17 protein-coding genes are annotated in these 25141 nt (G+C 41.4%); 1 reads left to right on the top strand and 16 read right to left on the bottom strand.

The window, feature by feature from the left end; genetic code table 11:
- Positions 1-83 precede the first annotated feature (83 nt).
- The 6 genes from BW935_RS09785 to BW935_RS09810 form a co-directional block, all read right to left on the bottom strand.
- Complete coding sequence (locus BW935_RS09785) at positions 84-2309, bottom strand: sodium-translocating pyrophosphatase (protein ID WP_076501021.1); 2226 nt, start codon at positions 2307-2309, stop codon at positions 84-86.
- A 482-nt stretch (positions 2310-2791) separates the two neighbouring features.
- Positions 2792-4087 carry a TRAP transporter large permease gene (locus BW935_RS09790; RefSeq protein WP_076501024.1) on the bottom strand — a complete coding sequence of 432 codons (1296 nt, stop codon included), beginning with the start codon at positions 4085-4087 and terminating at the stop codon, positions 2792-2794.
- Position 4088: 1 nt separating this feature from the next.
- Positions 4089-4562 (bottom strand): TRAP transporter small permease, encoded by a 474-nt coding sequence (locus BW935_RS09795; RefSeq protein WP_245802679.1) that lies wholly within the window; start codon positions 4560-4562, stop codon positions 4089-4091.
- A gap of 36 nt (positions 4563-4598) precedes the next feature.
- A complete protein-coding gene (locus BW935_RS09800) occupies positions 4599-5579 on the bottom strand; it encodes a TRAP transporter substrate-binding protein (RefSeq protein ID WP_076501028.1) in 981 nt (326 codons plus the stop codon).
- A gap of 26 nt (positions 5580-5605) precedes the next feature.
- A complete protein-coding gene (locus BW935_RS09805; RefSeq protein WP_245802680.1) occupies positions 5606-6235 on the bottom strand; it encodes a beta/alpha barrel domain-containing protein in 630 nt (209 codons plus the stop codon).
- A 305-nt stretch (positions 6236-6540) separates the two neighbouring features.
- On the bottom strand, positions 6541-7536 hold the full coding sequence (locus BW935_RS09810; protein ID WP_076501033.1) for a sugar kinase: 996 nt from the start codon (positions 7534-7536) through the stop codon (positions 6541-6543).
- Between the two features lie 102 nt (positions 7537-7638).
- Here BW935_RS09810 and BW935_RS09815 point away from each other — a divergent pair, with 102 nt between their 5' ends.
- Complete coding sequence (locus BW935_RS09815) at positions 7639-9285, top strand: UxaA family hydrolase (protein ID WP_076501035.1); 1647 nt, start codon at positions 7639-7641, stop codon at positions 9283-9285.
- A 391-nt stretch (positions 9286-9676) separates the two neighbouring features.
- Here the strand turns inward: BW935_RS09815 and BW935_RS09825 are convergent, their stop codons facing one another.
- The 10 genes from BW935_RS09825 to BW935_RS09870 all read right to left on the bottom strand — a co-directional run bounded on the left by BW935_RS09825 (position 9677) and on the right by BW935_RS09870 (position 25113).
- On the bottom strand, positions 9677-9964 hold the full coding sequence (locus BW935_RS09825; protein ID WP_076501037.1) for a DUF1330 domain-containing protein: 288 nt from the start codon (positions 9962-9964) through the stop codon (positions 9677-9679).
- 104 nt (positions 9965-10068) lie between these two features.
- Positions 10069-11451, bottom strand: coding sequence for a pectate lyase family protein (locus tag BW935_RS09830; RefSeq protein WP_076501039.1), 1383 nt, complete (start codon positions 11449-11451; stop codon positions 10069-10071).
- Between the two features lie 241 nt (positions 11452-11692).
- The gene (locus BW935_RS09835; protein ID WP_076501040.1) at positions 11693-13162 is read right to left on the bottom strand and encodes a pectate lyase; all 1470 of its coding nucleotides are present in this window, start codon (positions 13160-13162) and stop codon (positions 11693-11695) included.
- 82 nt (positions 13163-13244) lie between these two features.
- The gene (locus tag BW935_RS09840) at positions 13245-14897 is read right to left on the bottom strand and encodes a DUF4957 domain-containing protein (protein WP_076501043.1); all 1653 of its coding nucleotides are present in this window, start codon (positions 14895-14897) and stop codon (positions 13245-13247) included.
- Positions 14898-14918: 21 nt separating this feature from the next.
- Complete coding sequence (locus tag BW935_RS09845) at positions 14919-16676, bottom strand: RagB/SusD family nutrient uptake outer membrane protein (protein ID WP_076501045.1); 1758 nt, start codon at positions 16674-16676, stop codon at positions 14919-14921.
- A 21-nt stretch (positions 16677-16697) separates the two neighbouring features.
- Positions 16698-19916 (bottom strand): SusC/RagA family TonB-linked outer membrane protein, encoded by a 3219-nt coding sequence (locus BW935_RS09850; RefSeq protein ID WP_084565920.1) that lies wholly within the window; start codon positions 19914-19916, stop codon positions 16698-16700.
- A 405-nt stretch (positions 19917-20321) separates the two neighbouring features.
- The gene (locus BW935_RS09855) at positions 20322-21065 is read right to left on the bottom strand and encodes a rhamnogalacturonan acetylesterase (RefSeq protein WP_076501047.1); all 744 of its coding nucleotides are present in this window, start codon (positions 21063-21065) and stop codon (positions 20322-20324) included.
- A gap of 87 nt (positions 21066-21152) precedes the next feature.
- On the bottom strand, positions 21153-22856 hold the full coding sequence (locus BW935_RS09860; protein WP_076501048.1) for a glycoside hydrolase family 28 protein: 1704 nt from the start codon (positions 22854-22856) through the stop codon (positions 21153-21155).
- A gap of 59 nt (positions 22857-22915) precedes the next feature.
- Entirely contained in the window at positions 22916-23920 is a 1005-nt protein-coding gene (locus BW935_RS09865; RefSeq protein ID WP_076501050.1) for a pectinesterase family protein, read from the bottom strand.
- Positions 23917-25113 (bottom strand): glycoside hydrolase family 88/105 protein, encoded by a 1197-nt coding sequence (locus tag BW935_RS09870; RefSeq protein WP_076501051.1) that lies wholly within the window; start codon positions 25111-25113, stop codon positions 23917-23919. The genes BW935_RS09865 and BW935_RS09870 overlap by 4 nt, the downstream gene beginning before the upstream one ends.
- Positions 25114-25141 lie beyond the last annotated feature (28 nt).

A 25141-nucleotide genomic window follows, 5' to 3' on the forward strand; every position in this document is an offset into this window, starting at 1 on the left:
CCACATTTTCTTAAAGGTCATTAACAGAAAAAGCCGCCCCTTTTTCTAGGAACGGCTTTTATAAAATCATTGTAATGTATTATTTATTCTTTAATAACAATTTTTTCAACTTTCTCGATTTTCTTACCATCTTCATAGGTAATCTCCTTTTTGACCTCAACCTTCTCAGCATCGGCCACACTTCCATGAGGAACTTCTGAGATATGCGGCGCAATTACCAGGGCAACGATAGATGTCAACTTGATCAAGATATTCATCGATGGGCCAGAAGTATCTTTGAAAGGATCACCTACTGTATCACCAGTAACAGATGCTTTGTGGGCTTCTGAACCCTTATATTCCATTTTGCCATCAATTTCAACTCCTTTTTCAAATGACTTCTTGGCATTATCCCAAGCTCCACCTGCATTATTTTGAAATATCCCCATCAACACACCTGATACGGTAATCCCTGCCAGAAGTCCACCTAAAACCTCTGGACCAAAAGCAAATCCAACAATAATTGGCGAAATTAAAGCTATAGCACCTGGAGCGACCATTTCCCTAATTGATGCTTGGGTAGAAATCTCCACACATTTTTCATACTCTGGCTTGGCCTTATATTCCATGATACCAGGGATTTCTCTGAATTGTCTCCTTACTTCATTCACCATATCCATCGCTGCTCTACCCACCGCTGCAATCGCAAGTGAGGAGAAGATAAATGGAATCATAGCTCCAACAAAAAGACCAGAAAGCACATCTGCTTTATAAATATCAATAGAACTAATACCAGCCAATCCAACATAAGCGGCAAATAATGCCAAGGCTGTCAATGCAGCTGAAGCAATGGCAAAACCCTTCCCTGCAGCAGCAGTCGTATTTCCTACAGCATCCAAAATATCAGTACGCTCACGAACTTCTTTAGGAAGGCCGGACATTTCAGCAATTCCCCCTGCATTATCAGCTATAGGACCAAAAGCATCTATGGCCAACTGCATGGCAGTAGTAGCCATCATACCAGCAGCAGCTATCGCAACACCGTAAAGACCTGCTGCAAGGAAAGAACCATAAATACCTCCTGCCAATACCAGAATAGGCAATACAGTAGACTCCATACCTACAGAAAGTCCTCCAATGATATTGGTTGCATGACCAGTAGAAGATTGCTTGATGATAGAGTTGACAGGTCTCTTTCCCATGGAAGTGTAGTATTCTGTGATGATAGACATCAAAGCACCCACAATCAACCCAATCACAACAGCACCAAATACACCCATTTTGGTGAATGAAATTGATCCACCTCTAGAAAGCACCAAATCACCATCAGGCAACATATACTGAATCACAAAATAAGAGGCTCCTACTGTCAACAAGATGGAAATCCAATTACCCTTGTTCAAGGCTGCCTGAACAGAATCTGTTTCTTTGTTGATTTTGACAAAAAGAGTTCCGATGATAGAAAACATCAAACCCAAACCAGCTATCACTAAAGGCAACAATACTGGTGCGATTCCTCCAAAATTATCTACTGAAACAATCTCTCTACCCAATACCATGGAGGCCAAAATAGTAGCCACATAAGATCCAAACAAATCAGCACCCATACCAGCTACATCACCCACGTTATCACCTACGTTATCAGCAATCGTCGCAGGATTTCTCACATCATCTTCTGGGATACCAGCTTCTACTTTTCCAACTAGATCTGCTCCTACATCAGCAGCTTTGGTATAAATACCACCACCTACTCTAGCAAAAAGCGCAATAGATTCAGCTCCTAAAGAAAACCCAGCTAACACCTCAAGCGCAGTGGCCATGGCGTCACCGTTGACATTGCCGCCAGTAGACACGACAAACATGTTGTAGAAAAGTATAAAAAGCGAGCCCATACCCAATACAGCCAAGCCAGCTACTCCTATACCCATCACAGAACCACCTGTAAAAGAAACCTTCAATGCTTTGGCTAAGCTAGTCTTTGCTGCTTCGGTAGTCCTTACATTAGCCTTGGTGGCAATATTCATCCCCAAATAGCCCGCAAAGGCAGAGAGAACAGCTCCAATAACAAATGAAATGGCTATAATCCAACTTGAATTTTCTACTAGCGTACCCGACCAACCAAGGATAATTCCAGCAATAACAACAAAGTAAAAAAGTACTTTCCATTCAGCACGAAGAAACGCCATTGCCCCACGGGCTATATGACCTGCCAATTCTTGCATATTGGCATCTCCGGCATCCTGCTTTGTAACCCAAGCAGATTTTACGGCCATCACAATGAGGCCGAGAACCCCGAGTGCGGGGACCACATACGTAAACATTTGTTCCATAAGAGCTATGATTATTCGGTTTATTGTTTTTAAAACTGTCCGACAAATATATTATTATTCATATAGCAAGCAATAGTGAGCAAAGAATCTTTGGTCTGTGAAAAATATTCAAAAAGTTTAAAATTTGAAAGTAGATGGGGATTTTCAACTCTCACAGCATCATAAAAAACAAGTAACTCATTAGAAAACAATCCATTAAGAAACCGCTTTCAAGTATTCATGATATTTGTATGTGCGCTTTCGCACCAGTAACCATATTTTATCACGCACACGCCTTAAATTCAGCTCTTGTCGACCGTCGTCAATAGAAGATTATCCACTTGATCCTTTCGTTTTATTGAATTACTGCTGTCATTGCGAATACTCATATAATGATAAATACACTTTCTTTGTGGAAAACCAGTTTGAAAATAAAACAAAAAAAGGCTAACCACAGGTCAGCCTCTTACTTCATTTATTAACCATTAAATCAACGTCTTATATCAGAGACCAAATAGCCTTGGGAGCCAAAGTGTCAACCCAGGCCAAGTGGTGATGATGATCAATCCTATAATCATTGCAACAAAGAAAGGAAGCAAAGGTTTGACAACTTTTTCAATACTCGTCTGAGCGACACCTACACCAATAAACAACACCGAACCCACAGGAGGTGTACAAAGACCTATACACAGATTCAAAATCATAATGATCCCAAAATGTACAGGATCTACCCCAAGAGCAGTGACTATTGGCAGAAATATCGGCGTAAAAATCAGTACGGCCGGAGTCATATCCATGAAAATCCCCACAAATAATAAGAGTAAGTTGATCAATAACAGAATCACCCAAATATTGTCACTGACTGACAATAGAGCCGATGAAATGGATTGTGGTATATCTTCGCTAGACAACACCCAAGACATACTCATGGAAGTAGCAATCAGCAACATCACAATGGCAGTGGTCTCAGAAGACTTGAGCAAAATCGCAGGTAGTTCCTTCCACTTCAACTCTCTGTAAAAAAATGATAAACCCAGCGTATAAATCACCGCAATGGCAGATGCCTCAGTAGCGGTAAATACCCCTCCTACTATACCTCCCATCACGACCACCAAAAGCATCAAACTTGGAAATGCTCTAAAAAACTTTGCTGTCAATTCTTTGACACTGGTCTTTGTACCTCCTGGTAGGTTTTTTCTTTTGATAAATATGGCTGCCGTCAGCATCAATAAGAGACCTATAAATATCCCAGGAACATAACCTGCTACAAACAAGGCTGCAATAGATACCCCTCCAGACGCCAGTGAATAGACGATCAAGATATTAGAAGGCGGAATAATCAGACCTGTGGTAGATGAAGTGACATTGACAGCTGCACCGAGTTCTTTGGGGTAGCCTTCTTTTTCCATTCTTTTGCCCAATATCCCCCCTATAGCAGAAGCTGCCGCAGCAGCTGATCCAGCAATCGCTCCGAATAGCATCGCTGCAATGACATTCACATACAACAAACCTCCAGGAAGTCTACCTGTGATTGCTTTTGCCAATTCGATAAGCCTATTGGCGATACCGCCCCTATTCATGATCTCACCAGCTAATACAAAAAATGGAATCGCTAAGAGAGAAAAACTATCCAATCCTGTCCCCATCCTCTGAGCAATAGTGGTCGCTGAGGGTATAAATGCCACCGAGACCATCAAGGTCAATAAGCTTGACAACCCCAAACTCCAAGCAACTGGAACACCTATCCCCATCAAAGTGATAAATGTCAATACGAGTATGATAATGCTGATATACTCCATCTTATGCTACTTTGGGGTTCTTGATCAATAAAAAAGTAAAGCTCAGCTGATAATAGATCACCAATAGGCCGGAAAAAGGAATGATACCATACACATAGGCCAAGGGAATCTGTAAGGTTGCTGATTTTTGGCCCAGCATGTAGGTGATATATACCAAATTGCTCCCTCCGAGCACCATAGCAATGACAGCAAAAATGATGACCAGCACATTGATCATAATCTGTAGCCTGATCTTAGCTAAGCCTTCCAATTTTCTCAGAACTATATCAATAGCCAAGTGTTGATTCTGACCAGCGACATAGGCTGCCCCAAGCATCCCTAGCCATATCAACATATATCGAGAAAGTTCATCTGTAAATGAGCTGGGGCTCTGGAAAATATATCTTGAAAGTACTTGCCAAGTTACATTCACAACCATCAGTCCCATTAAGAAGACCAAAGAGGTAGCGATTACCTTGTCAATTTGATTTTTCATTTTTTCACTAAACATGCTAAAATTCTATTTTCAGGTTTATTGGTTGTTTCGAATTTGGGCTACTACTGCTGCTAGTTCTGGCTGAGTCACATTCAACTCCTCGTACATGCTTTCTACTGCTAACCTGAAGCCCTCGAGCTCAGGATACACGATGGTCACACCAGCTTTTTCCATTTCAGCTAGAGATTCTTCCACTGATTCTGCCCAAATTTTATATTGAAATTCCGCAGATTCATCTGCTGCTTCTTGGAGCCATTGCTTTTCTTGATCAGAGAGCAGGTTCCATACTTTGGTACTGATGATCAAGATGTCAGGGATGGCAGTATGCTCGTTGATAGAATAATACTTACACACCTCGTAATGCCGAGATGTAAATAAACTAGGTGGGTTATTCTCAGCTCCGTCTACGATTCCTTGTTGCAATGCTGTATATAATTCTCCATAAGATACCGGTGTAGGAGATCCACCAAAGTTCTTCACCATATTGATGGCTGTATTACTTTCCATCACCCTAATTTTCAGCCCCTTCAAGTCTTCAGGAGAGTCTACGGGCTTATTTTTGGTGTAAAAACTACGTTTACCCGCATCATAGTAGCAAAGCCCTCTCAGCCAAAAGTCCTCTCCATCTAGTAGAAGTTGCTGACCTATAGGACCTTTCAGAATTAGGTCACGGTGTGCATCATCTTTGAAAAGGTAAGGCATGCTCAACACTTGCAATTTAGGCGCAAAACTTTCCATCACTGCGGAAGAAACTTTGGTCATTCCCAAGCTGCCGATTTGGAGCAATTCTACCAGCTCTCTTTCAGAACCGAGTTGCTGATTGGGGTAAATTTTGATAATCATCTCTCCTTTGGACTTCTCTTCAAGTCGCTTAGCCATAAAAACCATGGCTTCGTGTACTGGGTGAGTGACGCCTAGTCCATGACCAAGCTTGATCACGCGTACACCTCCAGGCCCTTTACAAGCAGAGAGAAAAAAGAAAGCAATAGCAATAAGATAGCAAATTCTCATTTTCATTTGCGATGTATTTTGGGTTTGTGGTCTTAAGATCTGATTTGTTTGATCAATGTCAAGGTAGTATTAATTTTCTCCTGAAGTATCTCATACTGTCCCGTCTTAATGACTTCTTTGTCAAAAAGCTGAGAACCCATCCCTACACAGAATACGCCGGATGCGAACCATTCTGATAGATTCTCTTGCGAAGGTTCTACTCCTCCTGTCGGCATGATGCGTACATCAGGCATGATAGATTTTACTGCTTTGATAAATCCTGAACCAAGGAGATTCCCAGGGAAAGCCTTAATCAGCTTTGCTCCTAAAGATTTGGCTTGAAAAACCTCGGTCACTGTAGCACAACCTGGGACCCAAAGTAGTCCTTTCATATTACAAAAATGTGCTACTTCAGGGATTAGAGCAGGGGAAACAATAAAATCAGCACCAGCATGAATGAAATTTTGAGCATCTGCAACAGAAAATATAGTACCTATACCCAAGTACAAACCTTCAAATTGCTCACTGTAGATTTTAAGTGCTTTAAAAACCTCGAAGGCATTGGATTCGCGGTTGGTAAATTCAAAAACTCTAATTCCTGCTTCATAAGCAGCCCTCAATACTGATTTAGCAACTTCAATATCCTTATGATTGAATACTGGAATCATTCCAGTGTCTGACATGCTTTGAAGAATTTTGTTGTGGTGGGTCATTGGTTTGTAGATTTCAGATTTTAGCCCCGAGGGATCGGGGAGATTTTAGATTGAAAGATTATAAGATTTCATCCCGATTGACGAATTTGGAAATTAGACTGTTAGAAAGATCATGATATTACTTAGAGAATCTTTTCGTCTCTACGGGCATAGAATTTTCACCTTTTTTTAATGGCCACAAAGGCACGAAGACACGAAGGGATTTTTTTGATTTGATGACTATTAGTGATTCATCCTTTCTATTTCTTCCTTCATCCTTCTTATTTCCCCCCTCCTTACCTTAGGAGTTTGCCAACATGCTCTCCTCTGACCAAAGATTTGACTTCTTCAAGGCTGACAAGGTTGGCGTCACCCAGAATGCTATGCTTCAGCACTGATGCAGCTACTCCAAATTCTAAAGCATCTTGATCAGATAGGTGAAGCAAGCCATAAATCAAACCTGCCATGTATGCATCTCCTCCTCCCACTCTATCTACGATATGGGTCATTTGATATTTTTTGGAGGAAAGTAGGACTTGCCCATTCCAGAGAAGGCCACTTAGTCCATTTTCAGAAGCAGATATTGAATCTCGTTCAGTAGTGGTAATGTATTTGATCTGAGGAAAATCCTTTTTGGCTTGAATGCAAGCTTGTTCATAATCATCCGCTTGAATATCCATACAATTTTCAAAGTCGGCCAAACCAGCAACAATGATCGATGTATACCTAATCAATTCAGGCATAACTTCAAGAGGTCCTTTACCATATTGCCAGAGATTTCTTCTGTAATTGATATCTCCACTGATCATAAGTCCCTTGGAAGAAGCTACTTTCAAAGCTGCCAAAGTCATATCAGCCGCACTTTGAGAAAGGGCAGGCGTGATTCCTGTCCAATGAAACCAATCCGCTCCGTCAAATACACTATCCCAATCTACTTGACTAGCATCAAATTTGGCAAAGGCGGAATCAAATCGATCATAGATGATTTTTGAAGCACGTTGCATGGCTCCATTTTCTAGAAAATAAAGCCCAAGCCTTCCCTCGGATTGATAAACGTAATCTGTCTTGACTCCTACTTGTCTCAAGTATTGGATAGCGGCCCTGCTTAAATCGTGGTCAGGAAAAGCTGTAACATGGTAAGTATCCAACCCCCATTGAGCCAAAGAAACAGCCACATTTGCTTCGGCACCACCATATACAATATTGAACTGATCGGCTTGAAGAAAACGCTCATGACCGACTGTGCTCAATCGCATCATCACTTCCCCAAGGGTAATAACCTTCTTTTTCATTATTTTTTATTTCTGGGAGTTAAATTACTACGATAGAATTTTTTTTTCCTTTTCTTTTGCATAAATTGTGCAATCGATTGCGCAATATAAACAAAAAAATTAATGAACCATAAGTTTTTACAAATTCATCCTGATGACAATGTGTTGGTAGCTTTGACCGATTTGGAAGCGGGAAACATTGTCAATTTCAAAGGAAATGATATACTGCTCAAAAACCAAATTACTGCCAAGCATAAGTTTGCAATAAGCCCAATTGCTCAAGGTAATTATGTCTATATGTATGGATCAATCGTCGGCAAGGCAGTCAGTGATATTGACGCAGGCGAAGTCCTAACAACTACAAATGTGCATCATGAAGCCAATTCTTTCAGTGAAAAAACAGAGACAACAGGATGGATTAGTCCTGATATTAGCAGGTTTGCAAATCGCACCTTCAATGGCTTCCACCGTAAAGATGGGCAAGTAGGAACTGCCAATTATTGGATAGTGATTCCATTGGTTTTCTGTGAAAATAGAAATGTGGAAGTCATCAAAGACGCCTTTGTAGAAGAGCTTGGTTTCAGCAAACCTAACCCTTTCAAAAGCCTTGTGCAACAAATGGCCAGTTTGTACAAATCAGGAAATAAAGCTGCTATTTCCAGTCTCCAAGTAGAAGAAGTTCTAGCTGAAAATGAGCAGCGAATTTTCAAAAATATAGATGGTATCAAATTCCTGACTCATCAAGGTGGCTGTGGTGGCATCAGACAAGATTCCGATACGCTATGCGCCCTGCTTGCTGGATACATCAACAATCCTAATGTAGCTGGAGCCACGGTGTTGAGTCTTGGTTGTCAAAATGCCCAGCCTGCCATTCTCCAAGAAAAAATTAATCAAATTAATCCTCATCTCGAAAAGCCTGTGATCTTACTAGAGCAGCAAAAAGAAGGTACTGAGCAACATTTGCTTTCTCAAGCAATCAAGCAAACCTTCCTTGCTATGGCTGAGGTCGATCAGGAAGAGCGGAAACCTGCACCATTGAGCAAATTGACCATAGGGCTAGAATGTGGAGGGTCTGATGGATTTTCTGGTATTTCCGCCAATCCAGCAGTAGGTCACGTCTCAGATTTGTTAGTGGCATTGGGAGGCAAGACTATACTTTCAGAGTTTCCAGAACTCTGTGGGGTAGAGCAAGAATTGATCAATCGATGTGTGAATCACGACATTGCCAAAAGATTCAGCAAATTGATGGTAGCTTATGCTGCATCAGCAGAAGCAGTAGGCTCAGGTTTTGATATGAACCCTTCACCTGGCAATATCAAAGATGGTTTGATCACTGATGCCATGAAGTCATCTGGTGCAGCCAAAAAGGGAGGCAATTCCCCCGTAGTAGATGTATTGGATTATGGAGAATATGTCACCAAACCAGGTTTGAATCTACTCTGCACCCCAGGTAATGACGTAGAGAGCACTACTGCAATGGCTGGCTCAGGAGCTAATATTATTCTTTTCACCACTGGACTAGGCACTCCGACGGGAAACCCCGTGACTCCTGTTATCAAGGTCTCTTCAAATACCAAACTCGCAGAAAGAATGCCCGACATCATCGATGTGGATACAGGTGGAATCATATCAGGTGAAAAAACAATCCCAGAAATGGGCGAAGAAATGCTAGAGTTTATCATCCAAGTAGCTAGCGGTAAAGTCAAAACCAAAGCTCAAAAATTAGGTCAAGATGATTTTATTCCTTGGAAAAGAGGGGTGTCTTTGTAGGAAATAACTGGAGATTGTAGCCCCGAGGGATCGGGGAGATTGTAGATTATAAAAAATGCCAAGTGTTAAGCATTGAAGGTCTTGATACTTGGCATATTTTCATTGTATAGGGCTTGCTGAAAAAGTCTCAGATATGCAAGGTTCAAAGCGGGCGAATGAAGATGTATACCTATACTTCGAATGAGCCAAATGAAGAAGATGGCATGCCTGAGACTAGCTTGAAAATTTCGAGTTTTGAAATTTTCAGGAACAAGGAAGTCAAGGTAGATCATTGAATAAGCTTGCACCTGCTTAAAAGAAAACACTTTATAAACGAGGTATTCTTCAAAATTTAAAGAATTTATTCTCCAGCTGGCATTTTTCAGCATGCCCTATCTAGTGATAAGCACTTCTATACACTCTCCACCACGAGCATCTTACCATGGGAAGCTTGATGCCGGATTTTTTTGGCAATAGTATATTGCTCTGAAGACCACCATTCTTTGGCTCTAGCTACGGAAGGGAACTCCAAAACCACAAAACGCTGAGGGTTCCAGTCGCCTTCTAAGGACTCTGTCTGAGCTCCTCTGACTACAAAACGACCTCCAAAAGCCTCAACTGCTGGTAAACTTAGTTTTTTGTACTCCTCGTACATTTCAGGATCATGAATTTCTACTTCTACTACTACAAGTGCTGGCATGAGAATTTTAGATTTATGAATTAAGATTTTAAAATGAAGATAGTTCAGTATGAATAAGATTACAAATCCTGTTCATCTAGTTTAGAAATTGCATATTTCAAAAATTAATCCCTACCTAAAATTACTCCTTTTGGATATAAATGATTCACTAGACTATTGAGGTATATTTCCAAATTGGTGTATTTTGGGTGCAAGTCATTGGCATTGGCATCCGCTGGCTCTCTTGGATCCAAACCATTTTCTACTTCCCAAAGATCTGGGATTCCGTCTTGATCAGAATCTACCAAGCTTTCACCTTTATTCAAGATAGGCCAGGCTCCTACTTCTGTCTGAGAATCAATGATGCCATTTTTATTTCTTCCAAATTCACTTTCTCCAGTCCTTGCCTCTTGAGTAAGCCTTTGATCGACTTGATCTCTCGACAGACTTGCTCCAGCGAAAGTCAATACAGATTCAAATGCCTCCTTTGCGGTTTCTTGAAACTCCAAAACACTAGGATAAGGTCTCTTGACCAAAACTTTGCCAGCTGATACGCCATGAACTCCTAGTGAATTATCGGCTGAAACTTCCTTGCTTCCAGCCACTATATTTCCTTGAATAAAGAAGGTACCAAACGGCTCATAAGGCTCAATGATCCTCGTCTGATTAGACTGAGTAGCTGGCCCAGGTTTGTAATAATTATTTACGATGTTATGCATTCCGAGCTCTCCAGCATAAGAACTGTTGCTTTTCCAGTTATAGATCACATTGTTTCTGAAATCTACAATTTCCAAATCAGGCTGCTTATGGTATCTTGAGCCATTGAACCTAGGAAGGCGACTATTGTGATTAGAAACCAAGTTATGGTGAAAAGTAGCTTTCATCCCTCCCCAAATACCGCCATAACCATGATCTCCTTTGGCATGTACAGATTTGTTAAGACTTTCTGAAATAATCGACCATTGTAGGGTGAAGTTTTCATTGTCATAAAATGACCCACATTCATCTGTAGCCCAGCTTAAGGAGCAATGATCGATGATGATATTCTTATTCCTGATTGCACTCATGGCATCATCTTCCACTTCATACAGGTCTCCTAGTCTACTTCTGATAAAGCGAATAATGACATTGTCTGCTTTTATTTTGAGAGGATAGTTTTGTAGCGTAATCCCATCACCTGGTGCTGATTGACCGGCTATGGTGAGGTCTCCATTGTTGATATCCAGTTCAGATTTCAATTCAATATTTCCTGCTACTGCAAAAACAATTGTTCGCGGGCCATGCTTTCTAATCGCCTCTCTCAATGACCCTGGCCCATCATCTGCTAGGGAGGTTACTATATACACAGCTCCTCCACGCCCTCCAGTCGTATATTTACCAAAACCATCTGCCCCTGGAAAAGACAAAACTTGTTCAGTCTCTAGCGCAGCAGTGTCCTTTTCCAGAACCTGTGCTTTACATGCAGATGATATGAAAATCAATATTAAAAGTAAGATGTGGCGATTCATAGAGGTTGGACAATTGACTTAATATATAAGGTTTGGATTGTAGATTTTAGCACCGAGGGATCGGGGAGATACTAGATTTTGGGTGGTTACCCCTGAGGGGTTGGAGAGATTGTAGATTGGGTATGTTGCTAAATGCACTGATTCTGGGCGAGAACTATTTTTACTTTTTTCTTTGCTTCTTAGGCACCTTCCAACCCTTAGCAAACACTCCTTTAACCTAATTAACTCAATCAACTAATAACTAATTCCCTTCATCCTTCCCATACTGTTTTTCTGTGATTGCTTTGACAAGGCTATTGATATACACTTCTATGTTATCATAAGCTGTACTTAGATTTCTTTCTTTGGCATCATCCTTATTAGGATCTAAGCCATTGGCTTTTTCCCAATCATCGGGTATGCCATCACCATCTGTGTCCAAGGGTGCAGGTAGACTTGACAACATCGGCCAGCCTCCTACATCATCCTGACTATCTATCAGGCCATTGGTACTACCACGTGATCCTTCGGCAGTGTAGTTACCTTGCTTGACATCTGCAAGGATCCTGATATCTACTGCATCTCTGTGATGGCTAGCTCCGCCATAAGCCAATATTTTTTCAAACGCTTCCTCTGCATTGTGATTGAAGCTCAAGTTGCCAAATGGTAATGGATTATCCAATTTTAGATTGTTTTTATCTGTCACAGTGCCTTGCTTTGCCACGACTCCGAGCCAATTGTCATTGGTGATATTGGAATTGCCATGAAATACATTGCCCGCAACATAAAACTTCCCATAACCGAAAATAGGGGCACTATTAGAGGCTTGTTTGTATGCATTGAGGAACAAGTTTTTGTTTTTAGTTGCTGGACCAGGTTTATAATAGTTGTTCACCAAATTGAAAGTCCCTGCTTCACCACCATAAGAAGCATCAGTTCCCCAATTGTAGATGACATTATTTCTAAAATCCACCACTCCTCTCAAATCCTCTGCCCTGTTGTTGTTATTGTAAACTCCCGGATGGTCAAATCTCGGATTACGGTTGTCATGATGTGCCAAGAGATTGTGATGAAAGCTGGCATTTTTCCCTCCCCATATACCGCCGTAGCCATGTAAACCCTTTTCATGAATCGAATTGGTCAGGCTTTCCGAAAGGATGCACCATTGCATGGTGAAGTTTTCATTGCCATAAAAAGAAGCTGCCTCATCCGTGGACCAGGACATGGAGCAGTGGTCGATGATGATATTTTTCTTGTACCTTCCTTCCATAGCATCTGCTTCAGCACCGCCTTTGTCTCCAAGTCGGAATCTTAAAAACCGAATGATGACATTATCGGCATTTACAATCAAGGATTGATTTTTCAAAGTAATACCATCTCCTGGGGCAGTCTGTCCCGCGATGGTGACATTGCCATTGCTGATGGTAATAGGACTTCCTAATTCTATATAACCTGACACCTCAAATATGATAATTCTCGGCCCGGGAGTAATGATGGCTTGTCTCAAGGAGCCTGGTCCACTGTCATTGAGGTTGGTTACCTTGATCACCCTTCCTCCCCTACCTCCTGTAGTTTTATTTCCGAATCCCTCAGCCCCTGGAAATGCAAAAGCCTCTTCTTGGATTGGATCAAAGACTTGGATAGGCTCCTCTTCAATAGGCTCAATTTCCCCTCTTTCCGAACACGAAAAAAAGATGAAAAAGAAGAAAAGGGGTAATAGTAATTTTTTCATTTTAAGAGAAATAAGGCTATGAAAAAACAGGAATGCTGTCCTCTCATAGCCTAGAGGTTTGTAATTCAAACAAAACAACTATTTAAAATGCCCACCTAGGGTCACCTATTGGTCCACCAGTGGTGCCTGCAGTTCTCAATGGAGAATTGGCTGGTAAAGTCAGATTCGTGGTTCTTGAATTCCAGCCTAGATCCACATTGAGTAGATTAGAGGTCTGTACATAAGTCTGCAAGGTAGCATCAGCTGGATCAGTACCACCAGTAGTCAAATTGAATAGGTTGGAATGGCTCAATAGGATCTGAGAACCTGAATTGGCACGGATCAATCTACCACCCACAGTCTGATCTTCATAAGGCATATTGGTGATGATGGAATTGGTCATGGCGAATTCAATCAGGTTATTATTCGCATCTAGCAAATTGTCATTTCTATTTCTAGATCCAAATCCATTGAGCGTGACCCTGTCCACTGTTACTTTTGGAGTAAATGGCATAGTCAAATTAGTTGCCCAACCGATGAAACCTCTGCTTCCAATGGAGGCAAAAGTAGAGTTAGTGATTTCGATCTCTCTAAATTCCAATTTATCCAAATGGAAGATATGGTAGTTTTCGACGCTATGATTGCGTAGTATAGAACTTGACACTTTGATTAAATTCATCTTGTGCTCATTATTACCTGCTCTATTGGCTCGCATAAAGGATGTTCCCACATTTTCTACAATACAATTGTCAACAATGATATCTGTAAAGGTAGCTGCACCTCCAGCAAAATTCAGGAAATATGCGCCACTTCCTGGCCCTCCATCGAAGGTAATTCCATTGACAGTAAGGCCAGCTCCTGATTCAGTGAAGGTAAATTCTCTGAAAAGCACCTTGGTATCAGTAGGGTCACCTGAAACTGACTGAAGCGTAATCGTTTTGCCAATAATTCTTAAGTTAGCCCACTCTCCAGAGTTATCTCTGATTTCATAAGTACCAGGTTCCAACCCGATCACAGCACCATCCTCAGCACCTTCTACAATCTCTCTGAAATTACTTGACGGAGTCAAGATGATGTCAAAAATACTTTCTTCTTTCATCACAAAAGAAGTAGTTCCTTTGGTTCTAGTTCCTTCAAAGATCTCAGCTGTGTACTGCATCAATGGGGTCAATCCTTCGAGGATTTTCTGAGCCTCAGCTCGCTCTGCATCTGAGATAATAAACTCCGTAGCATTTTCTAAAGCATCCGTAACTACAATTCGAGTGGGATTAGCGGTAGGTCTCCATCTCAAAAGGACAGTAGATGATCCAATTTCATTATCGAAAGTCGGAAGAAAAATCTGCTCCCCTGTAATTCTGAATGGTTGCATGGTTCTTTGCCATTCGGAATCTGTAGCAGAGGTAATTCCCAAAGCTCTGACTCTCGCGAAATAATCTACATTGATTGCTAAGTCATCATCAGTGATAACCAATCTAGTTGCCACAGTTTCTCGTTCTAATACGACACTAGAAAACAGGGAATCTTCTGATACTTGAATTCTATAATTTACTTCTCCTGGATCGGTGAAGAGAGCCTCTGGCCATGTCAATGTCACGGCAGTCTCTCCATTTGCTCCCGTAATTCTCACAGGTCTGAAGCGCTTCATGTCATCAGGCACTTCATAATTTGGCTCTACTTCTGCACAGGCACTGAACAAAGCACCCATGACCAATGAGTAAGCCAGGTACTTGAATATATTTTTGATATAACTATTCATGATATCGTATTTTGGGCTTGATTAATAACCATATTCTTGCTTCAACCTAGGATTAGCATCCAAAATGGAAGTATGCAGAGGCAATAATTCACTCTTACCTGGGGTAAAACCTACTGCATAGAAAGTCAATATTGTAGTATTGATTCCATTACCAACCCATGATACAGATGCAGACCCTGCCGGCGCTGGAGTAGGTTGAGGCTGATAGAAGGAGTTCAACCATCTCAATTGGTTCACTCCCGGTTCGTAATACATGGTAGTCGGCAAGGTGGCATATTCACCTGTCCTAGCGACCATGGCTGCTAGATTAGCTTTGGTCTCGTTGAGTTTGGTTTCCAGAAGGTTCCATCTGATCAAGTCATATTTTCTAATTCCTTCTCCCGAAAGCTCAAAAGCTCTTTCTTGTACTACAGCATCAAAGAAATCTTGGTATGTCGTAGGTGTAGGACCAATCAATGAAGCATCACCACCAAAGCCTCTAGTTCTTACTTGTTCATAAGCTTGAATAGCAGCAGGTGTAGGACCATTGTTGATTTCATTTTCTGCCTCAGCAAACATCAACAATACATCAGAATATCTGATCATAGGCCAGTTGATACCAAAGTACTGTGCATTTGAATTGATCACTACTGGGTTGGTCATCCAGTCTCTTCTGAATTTGCCATCCACCATGGTTTGGAGCGTTCTCGCTACGATGGTGAAGTCCTGGTTGATATTATAAGGAGCCGCAGAAACATCCCTTCTTTGGTCATTTTCATCAAACGAATAAAAGAAAGTAGGAAGAATAGTCAAAGCTGAATTCCCAAGGTTGTTCCATCTAGGACCATTATAATACCCCAGCTTGCTATCCCCGAAAGAGCTTCCACCACCTGTCATGGCAAGTTCCCATAAGATTTCTTGATTAGGTTCTTTTCTTCTCGCTAATAGTCCTTCTCTAAATACACTTTCAAATGATGGATTTAAGTTGTGTGCCCCACTGTTGATGACAGCCAAAGCTTCATCTCTAGCAATCTGATAGAACTGCATGTGGTTGGCTCCTCTTCGCATTTGCCTATCTAGTCTCAAGGAATATCCACCTCTAAATAGTGCTATCCTAGCTCTCAAAGCTCTGGCAGCTCCTTGTGTGATTCTTTCATTGGAAGAACCAGAAGTAGCCCAGGGAAGCAATTCTGCTGCTTGACCCAAGTCTTCTATAATCCGATCATAAATCACATCACGGTCTGTCCTTTCCAAGAATAGGTCTTCTTGTGTACTTGATGGCTCAAACTGTGCAGGGATATCACCCCAGTTTCTGATCAGTTCAAAATAAAACTGCGCCCTCAAGGTCAATGCCTCTCCATGCAATCTTCTTAGCTCTCTTCTCTCGAATTCAGTACCATTGGTGTACATGGCCATTCTAGGGATTTCTGTGATACAGATATTGGCTCTTTCGACACCTTGATAGAGTTGATTGAAAGGAACTCTCAATTGGGTATTGGATGGCTGCACATTGTAGTGAGCGATATCTCTTCTTTCATTGTCAGGAAAAGGATTGCCACCTTGTCCCATCATGATATCATCGTCAAGTGGGTAATACATGCTGAGACGGATTCCGTAACCATTATCTCCACCCAATGCAGCATACACGCCAGTCAGCGCAATTGTAGCATTGGTGACATTGCTAAACACATAGTCTGGTCCGAAAGAGGATACAGGCGGTACTTCCAAATAGTCTTCACAGGAAGTCAATATTCCTAGTGAAAGTACCATTGCTAAGGTTAATCTATATAATCTATACATTTTAATTCTCTTTAAAGGCGATTAGAAAGTGATATTGACACCGGCGATGAATGTTCTGGCTCTAGGGTAAGCAGAGTAGTCTACTCCAGGAGTCATAGGTGTTCTCCTTCTGGTATTTACTTCTGGGTCGTATCCAGTGTAATTGGTAAATATGGCCAGGTTATTACCTGTAGCATAGAACCTCATTCTTTGAATCTTGTACTGCTGAAGTAGTCTTGTAGGCAGCGTGTATCCCAAAGTCACATTGTTGATTCTCAAAAATGAGCCATCTTCTACGGCCCAAGAATGCATGTAGAATGATGAGGCAGAAGTCAATGGTGTCCAGATTTTAGCATCTGCATTGAGCGCAGCCAATTCAGTAGGATCTGTCACGACTTGACCAGCTGAATTCACATTGGTGAATCTATCATTCATGATGGCAAGCAAGTTGGAATTTGGTGTGTATCCAGAGGAGAATTCAAGCTTATTGGCATTTAAGATATCATTGCCTAAGACAAAATTCATGAAGATACTCGCATCGAAGTTTTTATAAGTAAACTGCTGATTCAATCCACCAAAAAACTTTGGAGTAGCATTACCGATTGCTGTTCTGTCATTGTCATCTACTACCCCATCACCATTGAGATCTTTGAATTTCAAGGTGCCTGGTCTCGGCACGACAGAAGTGATTCCTCTATTATCAGGCACGCCATCTCTCAGGATGTACTGTCCATCCACGAAGTCAAAATCAGAAATCTGATAGAAACCATCTGTCACCAATCCCCACATAGTACCTACAGGCTTACCTACTTGGATGGCATAATCAAATGGCACATTGCCCCCTGCCCATCCTGAAGGAACTAAAAACTGTGACTGATCACCAAGGCTTTCTACCCTGTTGATATTATGGGAAATATTGAAGCTAGCAGTCCAATTGAAGTCTTTCTTATTGACTACTGCACCAGAAAGCTGGATTTCAACCCCTCTATTGGATGTTTCACCCACATTTTGGATCTGAACCGTATAGCCTGATGTGGATGGGACAGGCACTTCTACCAACAAATCTCTCGTATTATTGATGTATGCATCGATTGAGAATTGTACTCTACCTCCCCAGAAACCTGCATCCAAACCAATGTTTTTGGCGACAGTAGTCTCCCAGATCAAGTTTTCATTGGCAAGAGAAAGTGGAGAGAAGCCCACATCTACTTGATTATTGAATCCATAGAAAGCATTTGGCCCAAACTGGGTCAAGTACAAGAAATTATCGATTCTATTATTTCCAGACTCTCCATAAGAAGCTCTAATTTTCAAATCAGAGATTGTGTTAGATATCCCTGTCATAAATGATTCATCAGAAATTCTGTAGGCTCCTGATAGAGAAGGAAAATAACCCCATTTTCTACCTGGGGCAAATTTGGAAGAACCATCTGCTCGCATAGTAGCCGCAAACAAAAACTTGTCCCCATAGGCATAATTCACCCTCCCAAAAAAGGAAACAAGCCTTGACTCTTGTACATTGGAGGTGGGGATCTGAGGTGTACCGAGAGCCAAGTTGCCAAGTGCCCTTTCAGCAGTGATTCCTATTGGGAAGAATCTTGACTCCAAGTAATCTATGCGAAATTCTTCCTCAAAGATCTCATGACCAAGTAGCAGGTCTATTTTGTTTTTCTCAGTGAATGCCGTCTTCATTTTGGCTGTGCTGAAAGTGAAGACATTGGAATTGTTTAGAATTCTTCTTTCATTTCTTCTGATAGAAGCGATCGGCTGACCTGAGCCTACTTGTCTTGCTGGGCCAGTGATTGTATCATTGAATGCGTAGTCTTTGATGTCTGAGAAATCAATCCCCAGAGTAGTTCTGAAAGAAAAATGATCGTTGAACTTGTAATTGACACTACCATTGAAATTGGTCACACTTTGCTTACGCTGTCTGTATTCAGCATCTGTCAACAAGATCGGGTTGATCAATGCTAGAGAGTTGGCGTTAGTTTCATCAGCATAATCTGGGTCAAAAGCTGTGACATCAGTACCCTCCATCAACAGTGGTCTATATTTGACGGCATGCCTCAGTCTATTAGTAGATGAAGAACCTTCAGAAGCAGTACCAGCGCCATTGACTGTGGTACTGTTGTGGCGGACATTAAATCCTACCGATAATTTTTCGTTGACTTTGTGATCAAATTTGAAGTTGAGCAATTTTCTGTCAAAATCAGAAGCAAGCATAACTCCTTCCTCGGTATTGGAGGTAACTGATAGGTTGTACTTGGTAGCGGCAGTTCCCCCTGCGACACTGAGGTTATGTGTTTGCATGATGGCATTTCTTCCAAAGATTTCATCTTGCCAGTCTACAAAAGGAACTTGTCTGTAATTTTCTATATCACCAAAGTTCCCATAGGTATTGAGGAAGTTGTTTCTTTCCTGCTCAGAACCTCTGGATCTTTCGTGTTGATACCTTACAAATTCATAAGGATTCATTACATCAAGCTTTCTAGCCAATTGCTTGACACCACCGAAGCCATTGTATGAAACTGTTGTTTTCATTTCGGTACCGCCTTTGGTAGTAATGATCACTACCCCATTGGCGCCTCTAGCTCCATAGATTGCTGTTGCAGAGGCATCTTTGAGTACATCTATAGACTCAATATCTTGAGGAGACAATACAGAGAGGGCATTTTCTACCTGTACTCCATCTACTACATAAAGTGGAGAGTTATCCTGGGTGATGGAGCCACCACCTCTGACTCTGATCTGCACTTCGGCATTAGGGGAACCCTCTGATCCAGTCACCTGCACCCCGGCTAATCGGCCTGCTAAAGCTTCTGCCGCTGAATTGATAGGGATATCTGCAAGTTGCTTGGCATTGACAGATGAGACAGAACTGGTCAGGTCCCTCCTCTCAATAGAAGCATAGCCTACTACCACATATTCATCAAGCTGAGCGATATCCTCTTTCAAGTTCACATCAATCACCGATTGATTGCCGACTTGAATTTCCCTGCTCACCATGCCTATAAAAGAAAAAATCAAGGTGGCATTTGCAGGTACTTCGATGGTATACTTTCCATCAATATCTGCAGCTACTCCAATGCTTGTACCTTTGACTAAAATAGACGCACCGGGAATGGGCTCACCCTTTTCGTCGGCTACCGTTCCTCTTACTACTGATCCTTGGGCCCATACAGTAACTGCCGTGCAAAACGATAGCATGATGACCAAGAACAACTTCCGGAATTTACCCGGATTTTTTAGCGTAATGTTCATTTCAATAAGATATAGGGTTAATTGTTAGATTTGATTCTTTGGTATTTTGTCCATTTCCGAGTGATCGGCAGGTCAAGGAATAAAGCTATCCGCTATGAATGGAGAAAGGTAAATAAAAAGCAAGATTCATCTGTATTACTAGGGTTTATTGTTATTGAATTATGTCATGCTTAATGCAAATATTAAGCATCATTTGCGCAATCGATTGCATATTAAGAATAAATATTTTTTACCACAAGATATTTTTAAAAAAATATTACATAACGGTATTAAAAACATGTATAACAACTATTTAGCTCACAAAATTTGGGAAAAGAGTCCAGTATTATAAATTTATAATTCGTCAAAAAAAATTTTTATGCGCAATCGTTAGCATTAAAAAAGAGCTTTTACAAAGACTCTATTTTAGTTTTTGAAAAATTTGGCTAATTCAGGGAGTTTGAGCTTCATTTCCTCTACCACTAAATCACAAATTCTAAAAGCTCCAGTAGGCGAAAAGTGCGTATTATCTACAATACCTTCTGGAAATCTATCGTATTGACCAGGTGTTAAATGCATAAAGAGCTCCTTAGACTTTTCCTCTCCCCAATCCATGATAAGCGTTCGACTTCTTGCATTCAAATCCAAAAGTGTCACTTGCTTCAATACTGCTACTTCTTTGACCTTCTCTGTATAGCTGAGGTGCGTATCTTTCAAGTTCCCCTGCTCGTCAAAACTCCTTCGAGAGAGTGGTGTAGCTAGTACTGGAATTGCACCTTTGGCACTAGCTTCCTCCACGTACCTGATCAAATTTTGCTTGTAGTCTTCAGGTGAGGCATAGCGATTAGGGTCGTCTATTTTCTGATCATTGTGTCCAAATTGGATGATCACATAATCTCCTGGCTTCAACTCAGACATGACAACACCCCATCTGCCTTCTTCACGGAAATTCTTGGTGCTTCTGCCATTCACCGCATGATTGAATACGTCCACTCCATGCTTGAGGTATAGCGGAAAAATCTGACCCCAACCCTTTTCAGGATTGCCTGGTGTATAGGACTTATCTGCCATGGTCGAATCCCCCACCATAAAGATTCTTATGTTTGATTGTTGGCTTTGTTGGACAGATAGCATCATAATTAGTATGATGATAAGGGAAGAAATTTTCATTTTGGTAGGATTTAATTCTAAAAAGAAATCACTGACTACACCTTGATTCTGTACAGTATGCTTTGAATAATACTTAAGCTCAGTTATTTAGTTTATTCTAATGGCATCTGCTTTGACATCTGAACTAACTTTCAAATCTTCTTTCCGCTTGATGCCCGCTTGACTCATGTCAATAGCATGAGACAGAGCACCGGAAACCCAAAACGCTGCGCCCTCTTGAACTTTGTAATCAAATGCTGAAACCTGAACATTTTTGCTATTATATAAAGTCAAAGCAGCACCTATGGTCGGAATCACTTTTACATTTTTCAAAATCAATCCATCCGTATCTACGGCAATTATCCCTTTGTTTGCCTCCAAGACTGAATTTTCCAAAGTCACATTCTGAAGATTCATCTCTGGTAAGCCTTGAAAATTTGCCGCAACACCACTTCCTGTTGCGGTGATGTTTTTCATATAAATGTTTCTAAATGCAGGGGTGCGTTCATCTACCGGGACTAGCATTTCATTTCTTGCTTCATTTTCCGCACTTTGATCTGCTTCCAAGACAGGAGAATTACCACCATAGAAAAGGTTGAAATTGATCACATCTGTGGGAATATTGATCATATCAATCGCTGAAATGTAGATATTTTCAACTACGCCACCACGACCTCTGGTACTTTTGAACCTCAACCCTACATCAGTACCCATAAAAGTGCATTGAGATATATGTACATTTCTCACTCCTCCTGACATCTCGCTTCCTATCACGAAGCCTCCATGACCATGATAGACGATGTTGTTCTTTACAACCACATTTTCTGTGGGCATACCTCTATCTCTTCCATCTTGATCCTTGCCAGATTTGAAGCAGATCGCATCGTCACCCACATCGAAAATATTATTGTAAATCAATACATTCTTACAAGATTCAAGGTCCAAGCCATCCCCGTTCTGAGAATACCAAGGATTTCTTACATTGAGGTTGCGGATGATAATATCCTCACTCATCAGCGGATGGATGTTCCATGCTGGAGAGTTTTGAAAAGTAGGCCCATCGAGTAAGATGCGCTTGCTGTTCTTGATACTTACAAGTACCGGGCGGAGAAAATCTTTCACCGACTCCAACTCACTTGGATCTATCAGATCAGGAACATTGAAATTAGAGCTCGCTTGAAATCCTTTGAGAGAAGACTCGGAAGGAAACCAAATATCCTCTTTATCATTGAGTAGTCCGCCAGTTGCCAAGAGACTTTTCCATTGGGCACCAGTCATTTTACTTTTTTTCACAGGTCTCCATGCATCTCCATTTCCATCAATAGTACCCGAACCTGTAATGGCGATATTTTCTACTCCATCAGCATAGATGGGAGATATGCATCTGACAGTATTCAAACCCTCAAAACTAGTCTCAATCAAGGGGTAATCATCAAAATCCTTGCTGAACAAAACCAACGCACCAGCTTCCAGATGCAAATTGACATTGCTTTTAAAAATAATAGGACCAGTCAGCCACATCCCTCTAGGCACCAAAATCATCCCCCCTCCCTGCTCGGAGACATTTTCCATTGCTTGAGCAAATGCTGCTGTATTTTTTGTAATTCCATCAGATACTGCTCCAAAATCCTTGATATTGACAGCAAGGTCTGGAAAGCTTGTTTCCTTTACTTTTGGCATCTCAAACTCCACATTGTCATAGATGCTATTACTGTCGATTATCCCAGAAGCAATTTGCTGCGATACCACAGGCGGAGTGCAATTGACCATCACAATAAGTGCTGCTAGCAGGAAGTTATGTATTTTATTCATAGGGTTTATTGGTTGCGTTTCAATTTGAATTTACAATGAAATATTATTGGTCTTAGTAATTAGTTTTTGTGATGAGCTGATGGCCAAAGTTTATTGGCTAGGTTAGCACCAGGAATCCAGTTATCGTTGCCTGCGAGAATTGCAGAAATGGAAAAGGTCGATAATGCGTTTTGATCTAATTGCTTAGACCAAGCAACTCTAGCAGAGGGATCAGCACCTGGACCCGTGGATTTGAATTCTCCATAAAAGGCAGTCTTCTCCGCCTCAGGCTTATTCCAATTGTGCCAGCCTTCTGGTCTGATATGAGCTCCCATTTCTGTATTGATGAAGACTGTCTTGGCGTGAATTCTCCAAGGTCTACCCAAGTACACCTTGTGCTCGGGTGCATCTCCCGTCAACTTACAATTGACAAAGACAAAACCATAATCCACTTCCTCAAGTGTGGAAGCAGCGGTGATGTATTGACCTCCAGCTTTGGAGTAGATTTCACAATCCTCAAATACCGCTGTAGCCCAGCCAAAAATAAAATCCGTGGTTCCTTCGATATAGCAATCTTTATAGTATTGTCTGCTCATTTCCCCATGAGCATAGAGCGTATCTTGAAATCCTACAAACCTACAATGCTCGAAATACGCCCTATCACCAGTCACCCTGATGGCTACTGCTTGCCCTACAGGCCCAGCTGAATTCTGAAACGTGACATGCTTTGCTGTAAAATCATCTCCGAAAACAAAAAAGCTACTTGACCCTGTAGTACCCATCTCTTCTCCAAATCGATTGAGCTTAGAGGCATAATCATCAAATGTCAAAATAGTACTCAAAGCATCCTCCCCTATCAAGACAACTTTGGTCTTTGAGGTAGGTAAGATGATTTTTTCTTTGTAAACACCTGATTTGACAAAGATCACAGTTGGTGAGTCTCTAAAATCAGGAACAGCCATGATAGCCTCTTGGACCGTCAAGAAGTCTGCTGATCCATCCTGAGAAACGACAAAGTCATATTGCTCAGCAAATACAGCTTGCCAGAATGCAAAAATCGCTATGATGAGAATCAGTTGCTTCACCTTTCCATATTTTCATAGATCAAAGCAGCCAAAATAAATGGCCCAACCCCTTTGGGATCGTTATCTCTGATAACTTCATTGATATAATATTCATAAGAACCATCTCGGTACGGATTGCCACCCAAGCCAGCCACTCCACAAATCTGTGTAAGAGAAACTCCTCCATCTTCATCTTCCCTAATGAATTCCTTCAATATGCCTTTATAGGCTTTGATGCCAGCATTGCGAAACTCTTCATTCAAATAGCCCTTTTGAGCACCTTTGAGTAAGAAATAGGCAAACATACTCGTCGCTGAAGCTTCTAGATAATTTCCTGCTCGATCACCTTGATCTATGACTTGATACCAAGTACCCGAATCATGCTGATACTTGACGATCCCTTGGGCAAGTTTCTGAACTATGGCGAGTACTTCTCCCCTCTTCGGATGGTCTTGCGGTAAGTAATCTAACACATCCACCAGAGCCATTCCAAACCAACCAATACTTCTCCCCCAGTAATTGGAGGACAGTCCTGTTTCGGGATCAGCCCAGCGCTCAGATTTACTTTCATCATAAGCATGGTGATAGAGCCCTGTTTCAGTACTGTAAGCATATTTGTCCATGACCAAGATTTGGTTGACTACATCATCAAAAAGCGCGGGCTCCTCAAAAGTCGCTGCATACTGGGCTAGAAATGGCGAACCCATGTACAATCCATCAAGCCACATCTGATGTGGATACACCTTTTTGTGCCAAAAGCCACCTTCAGAGTTTCGAGGGTGCTCCCTCATCTGATCTCTGAGCTCTTCTATAGCGAGGCGAAGTTTTGGTTCCTTGTTTTCATTGTAGACATCTATCAAAAATTTGCCGCCATTGACCCTGTCGATGTTGTAATCTGATTTTTTGTAGGTGAGAATTTGACCCTGATCATCGATCATGAAATCAATGAAATTCCTGATATAATCATCATACTGCTGATCACCAGTCTCCTTCCATACCCTGTGCATGGCCATCATCACCAATCCATGGGTATATTCCCATTTGGGTTTTTGGTTGAAATCCAAAGTCCATCCTTCTGGATTTCTCTTGATCTCGGAAGTCGCCATCCAAGAAGCATAACTTTGGTCGATTTTCGAATCTGCAATCGATTGAGCTTGACAAGCTGATAAGCCACTTATGATCAGCAAGCACAAAAAGAGGTTATGTGTTTTCATTTTGGGTTTTTGATTCAATTCAGAAGTT

It is taken from the genome of Belliella pelovolcani, assembly GCF_900156785.1.
Taxonomy (GTDB): domain Bacteria; phylum Bacteroidota; class Bacteroidia; order Cytophagales; family Cyclobacteriaceae; genus Belliella; species Belliella pelovolcani.

Bases quoted from the DNA above. Each gene is read 5' to 3' on its own strand.
- BW935_RS09785 (WP_076501021.1), bottom strand. From the start codon at position 2,309: ATGGAACAAATGTTTACGTATGTGGTCCCCGCACTCGGGGTTCTCGGC.
- BW935_RS09790 (WP_076501024.1), bottom strand. From the start codon at position 4,087: ATGGAGTATATCAGCATTATCATACTCGTATTGACATTTATCACTTTG.
- BW935_RS09795 (WP_245802679.1), bottom strand. From the start codon at position 4,562: ATGAAAAATCAAATTGACAAGGTAATCGCTACCTCTTTGGTCTTCTTA.
- BW935_RS09800 (WP_076501028.1), bottom strand. From the start codon at position 5,579: ATGAAAATGAGAATTTGCTATCTTATTGCTATTGCTTTCTTTTTTCTC.
- BW935_RS09805 (WP_245802680.1), bottom strand. From the start codon at position 6,235: ATGTCAGACACTGGAATGATTCCAGTATTCAATCATAAGGATATTGAA.
- BW935_RS09810 (WP_076501033.1), bottom strand. From the start codon at position 7,536: ATGAAAAAGAAGGTTATTACCCTTGGGGAAGTGATGATGCGATTGAGC.
- BW935_RS09815 (WP_076501035.1), top strand. From the start codon at position 7,639: ATGAACCATAAGTTTTTACAAATTCATCCTGATGACAATGTGTTGGTA.
- BW935_RS09825 (WP_076501037.1), bottom strand. From the start codon at position 9,964: ATGCCAGCACTTGTAGTAGTAGAAGTAGAAATTCATGATCCTGAAATG.
- BW935_RS09830 (WP_076501039.1), bottom strand. From the start codon at position 11,451: ATGAATCGCCACATCTTACTTTTAATATTGATTTTCATATCATCTGCA.
- BW935_RS09835 (WP_076501040.1), bottom strand. From the start codon at position 13,162: ATGAAAAAATTACTATTACCCCTTTTCTTCTTTTTCATCTTTTTTTCG.
- BW935_RS09840 (WP_076501043.1), bottom strand. From the start codon at position 14,897: ATGAATAGTTATATCAAAAATATATTCAAGTACCTGGCTTACTCATTG.
- BW935_RS09845 (WP_076501045.1), bottom strand. From the start codon at position 16,676: ATGTATAGATTATATAGATTAACCTTAGCAATGGTACTTTCACTAGGA.
- BW935_RS09850 (WP_084565920.1), bottom strand. From the start codon at position 19,916: ATGAACATTACGCTAAAAAATCCGGGTAAATTCCGGAAGTTGTTCTTG.
- BW935_RS09855 (WP_076501047.1), bottom strand. From the start codon at position 21,065: ATGAAAATTTCTTCCCTTATCATCATACTAATTATGATGCTATCTGTC.
- BW935_RS09860 (WP_076501048.1), bottom strand. From the start codon at position 22,856: ATGAATAAAATACATAACTTCCTGCTAGCAGCACTTATTGTGATGGTC.
- BW935_RS09870 (WP_076501051.1), bottom strand. From the start codon at position 25,113: ATGAAAACACATAACCTCTTTTTGTGCTTGCTGATCATAAGTGGCTTA.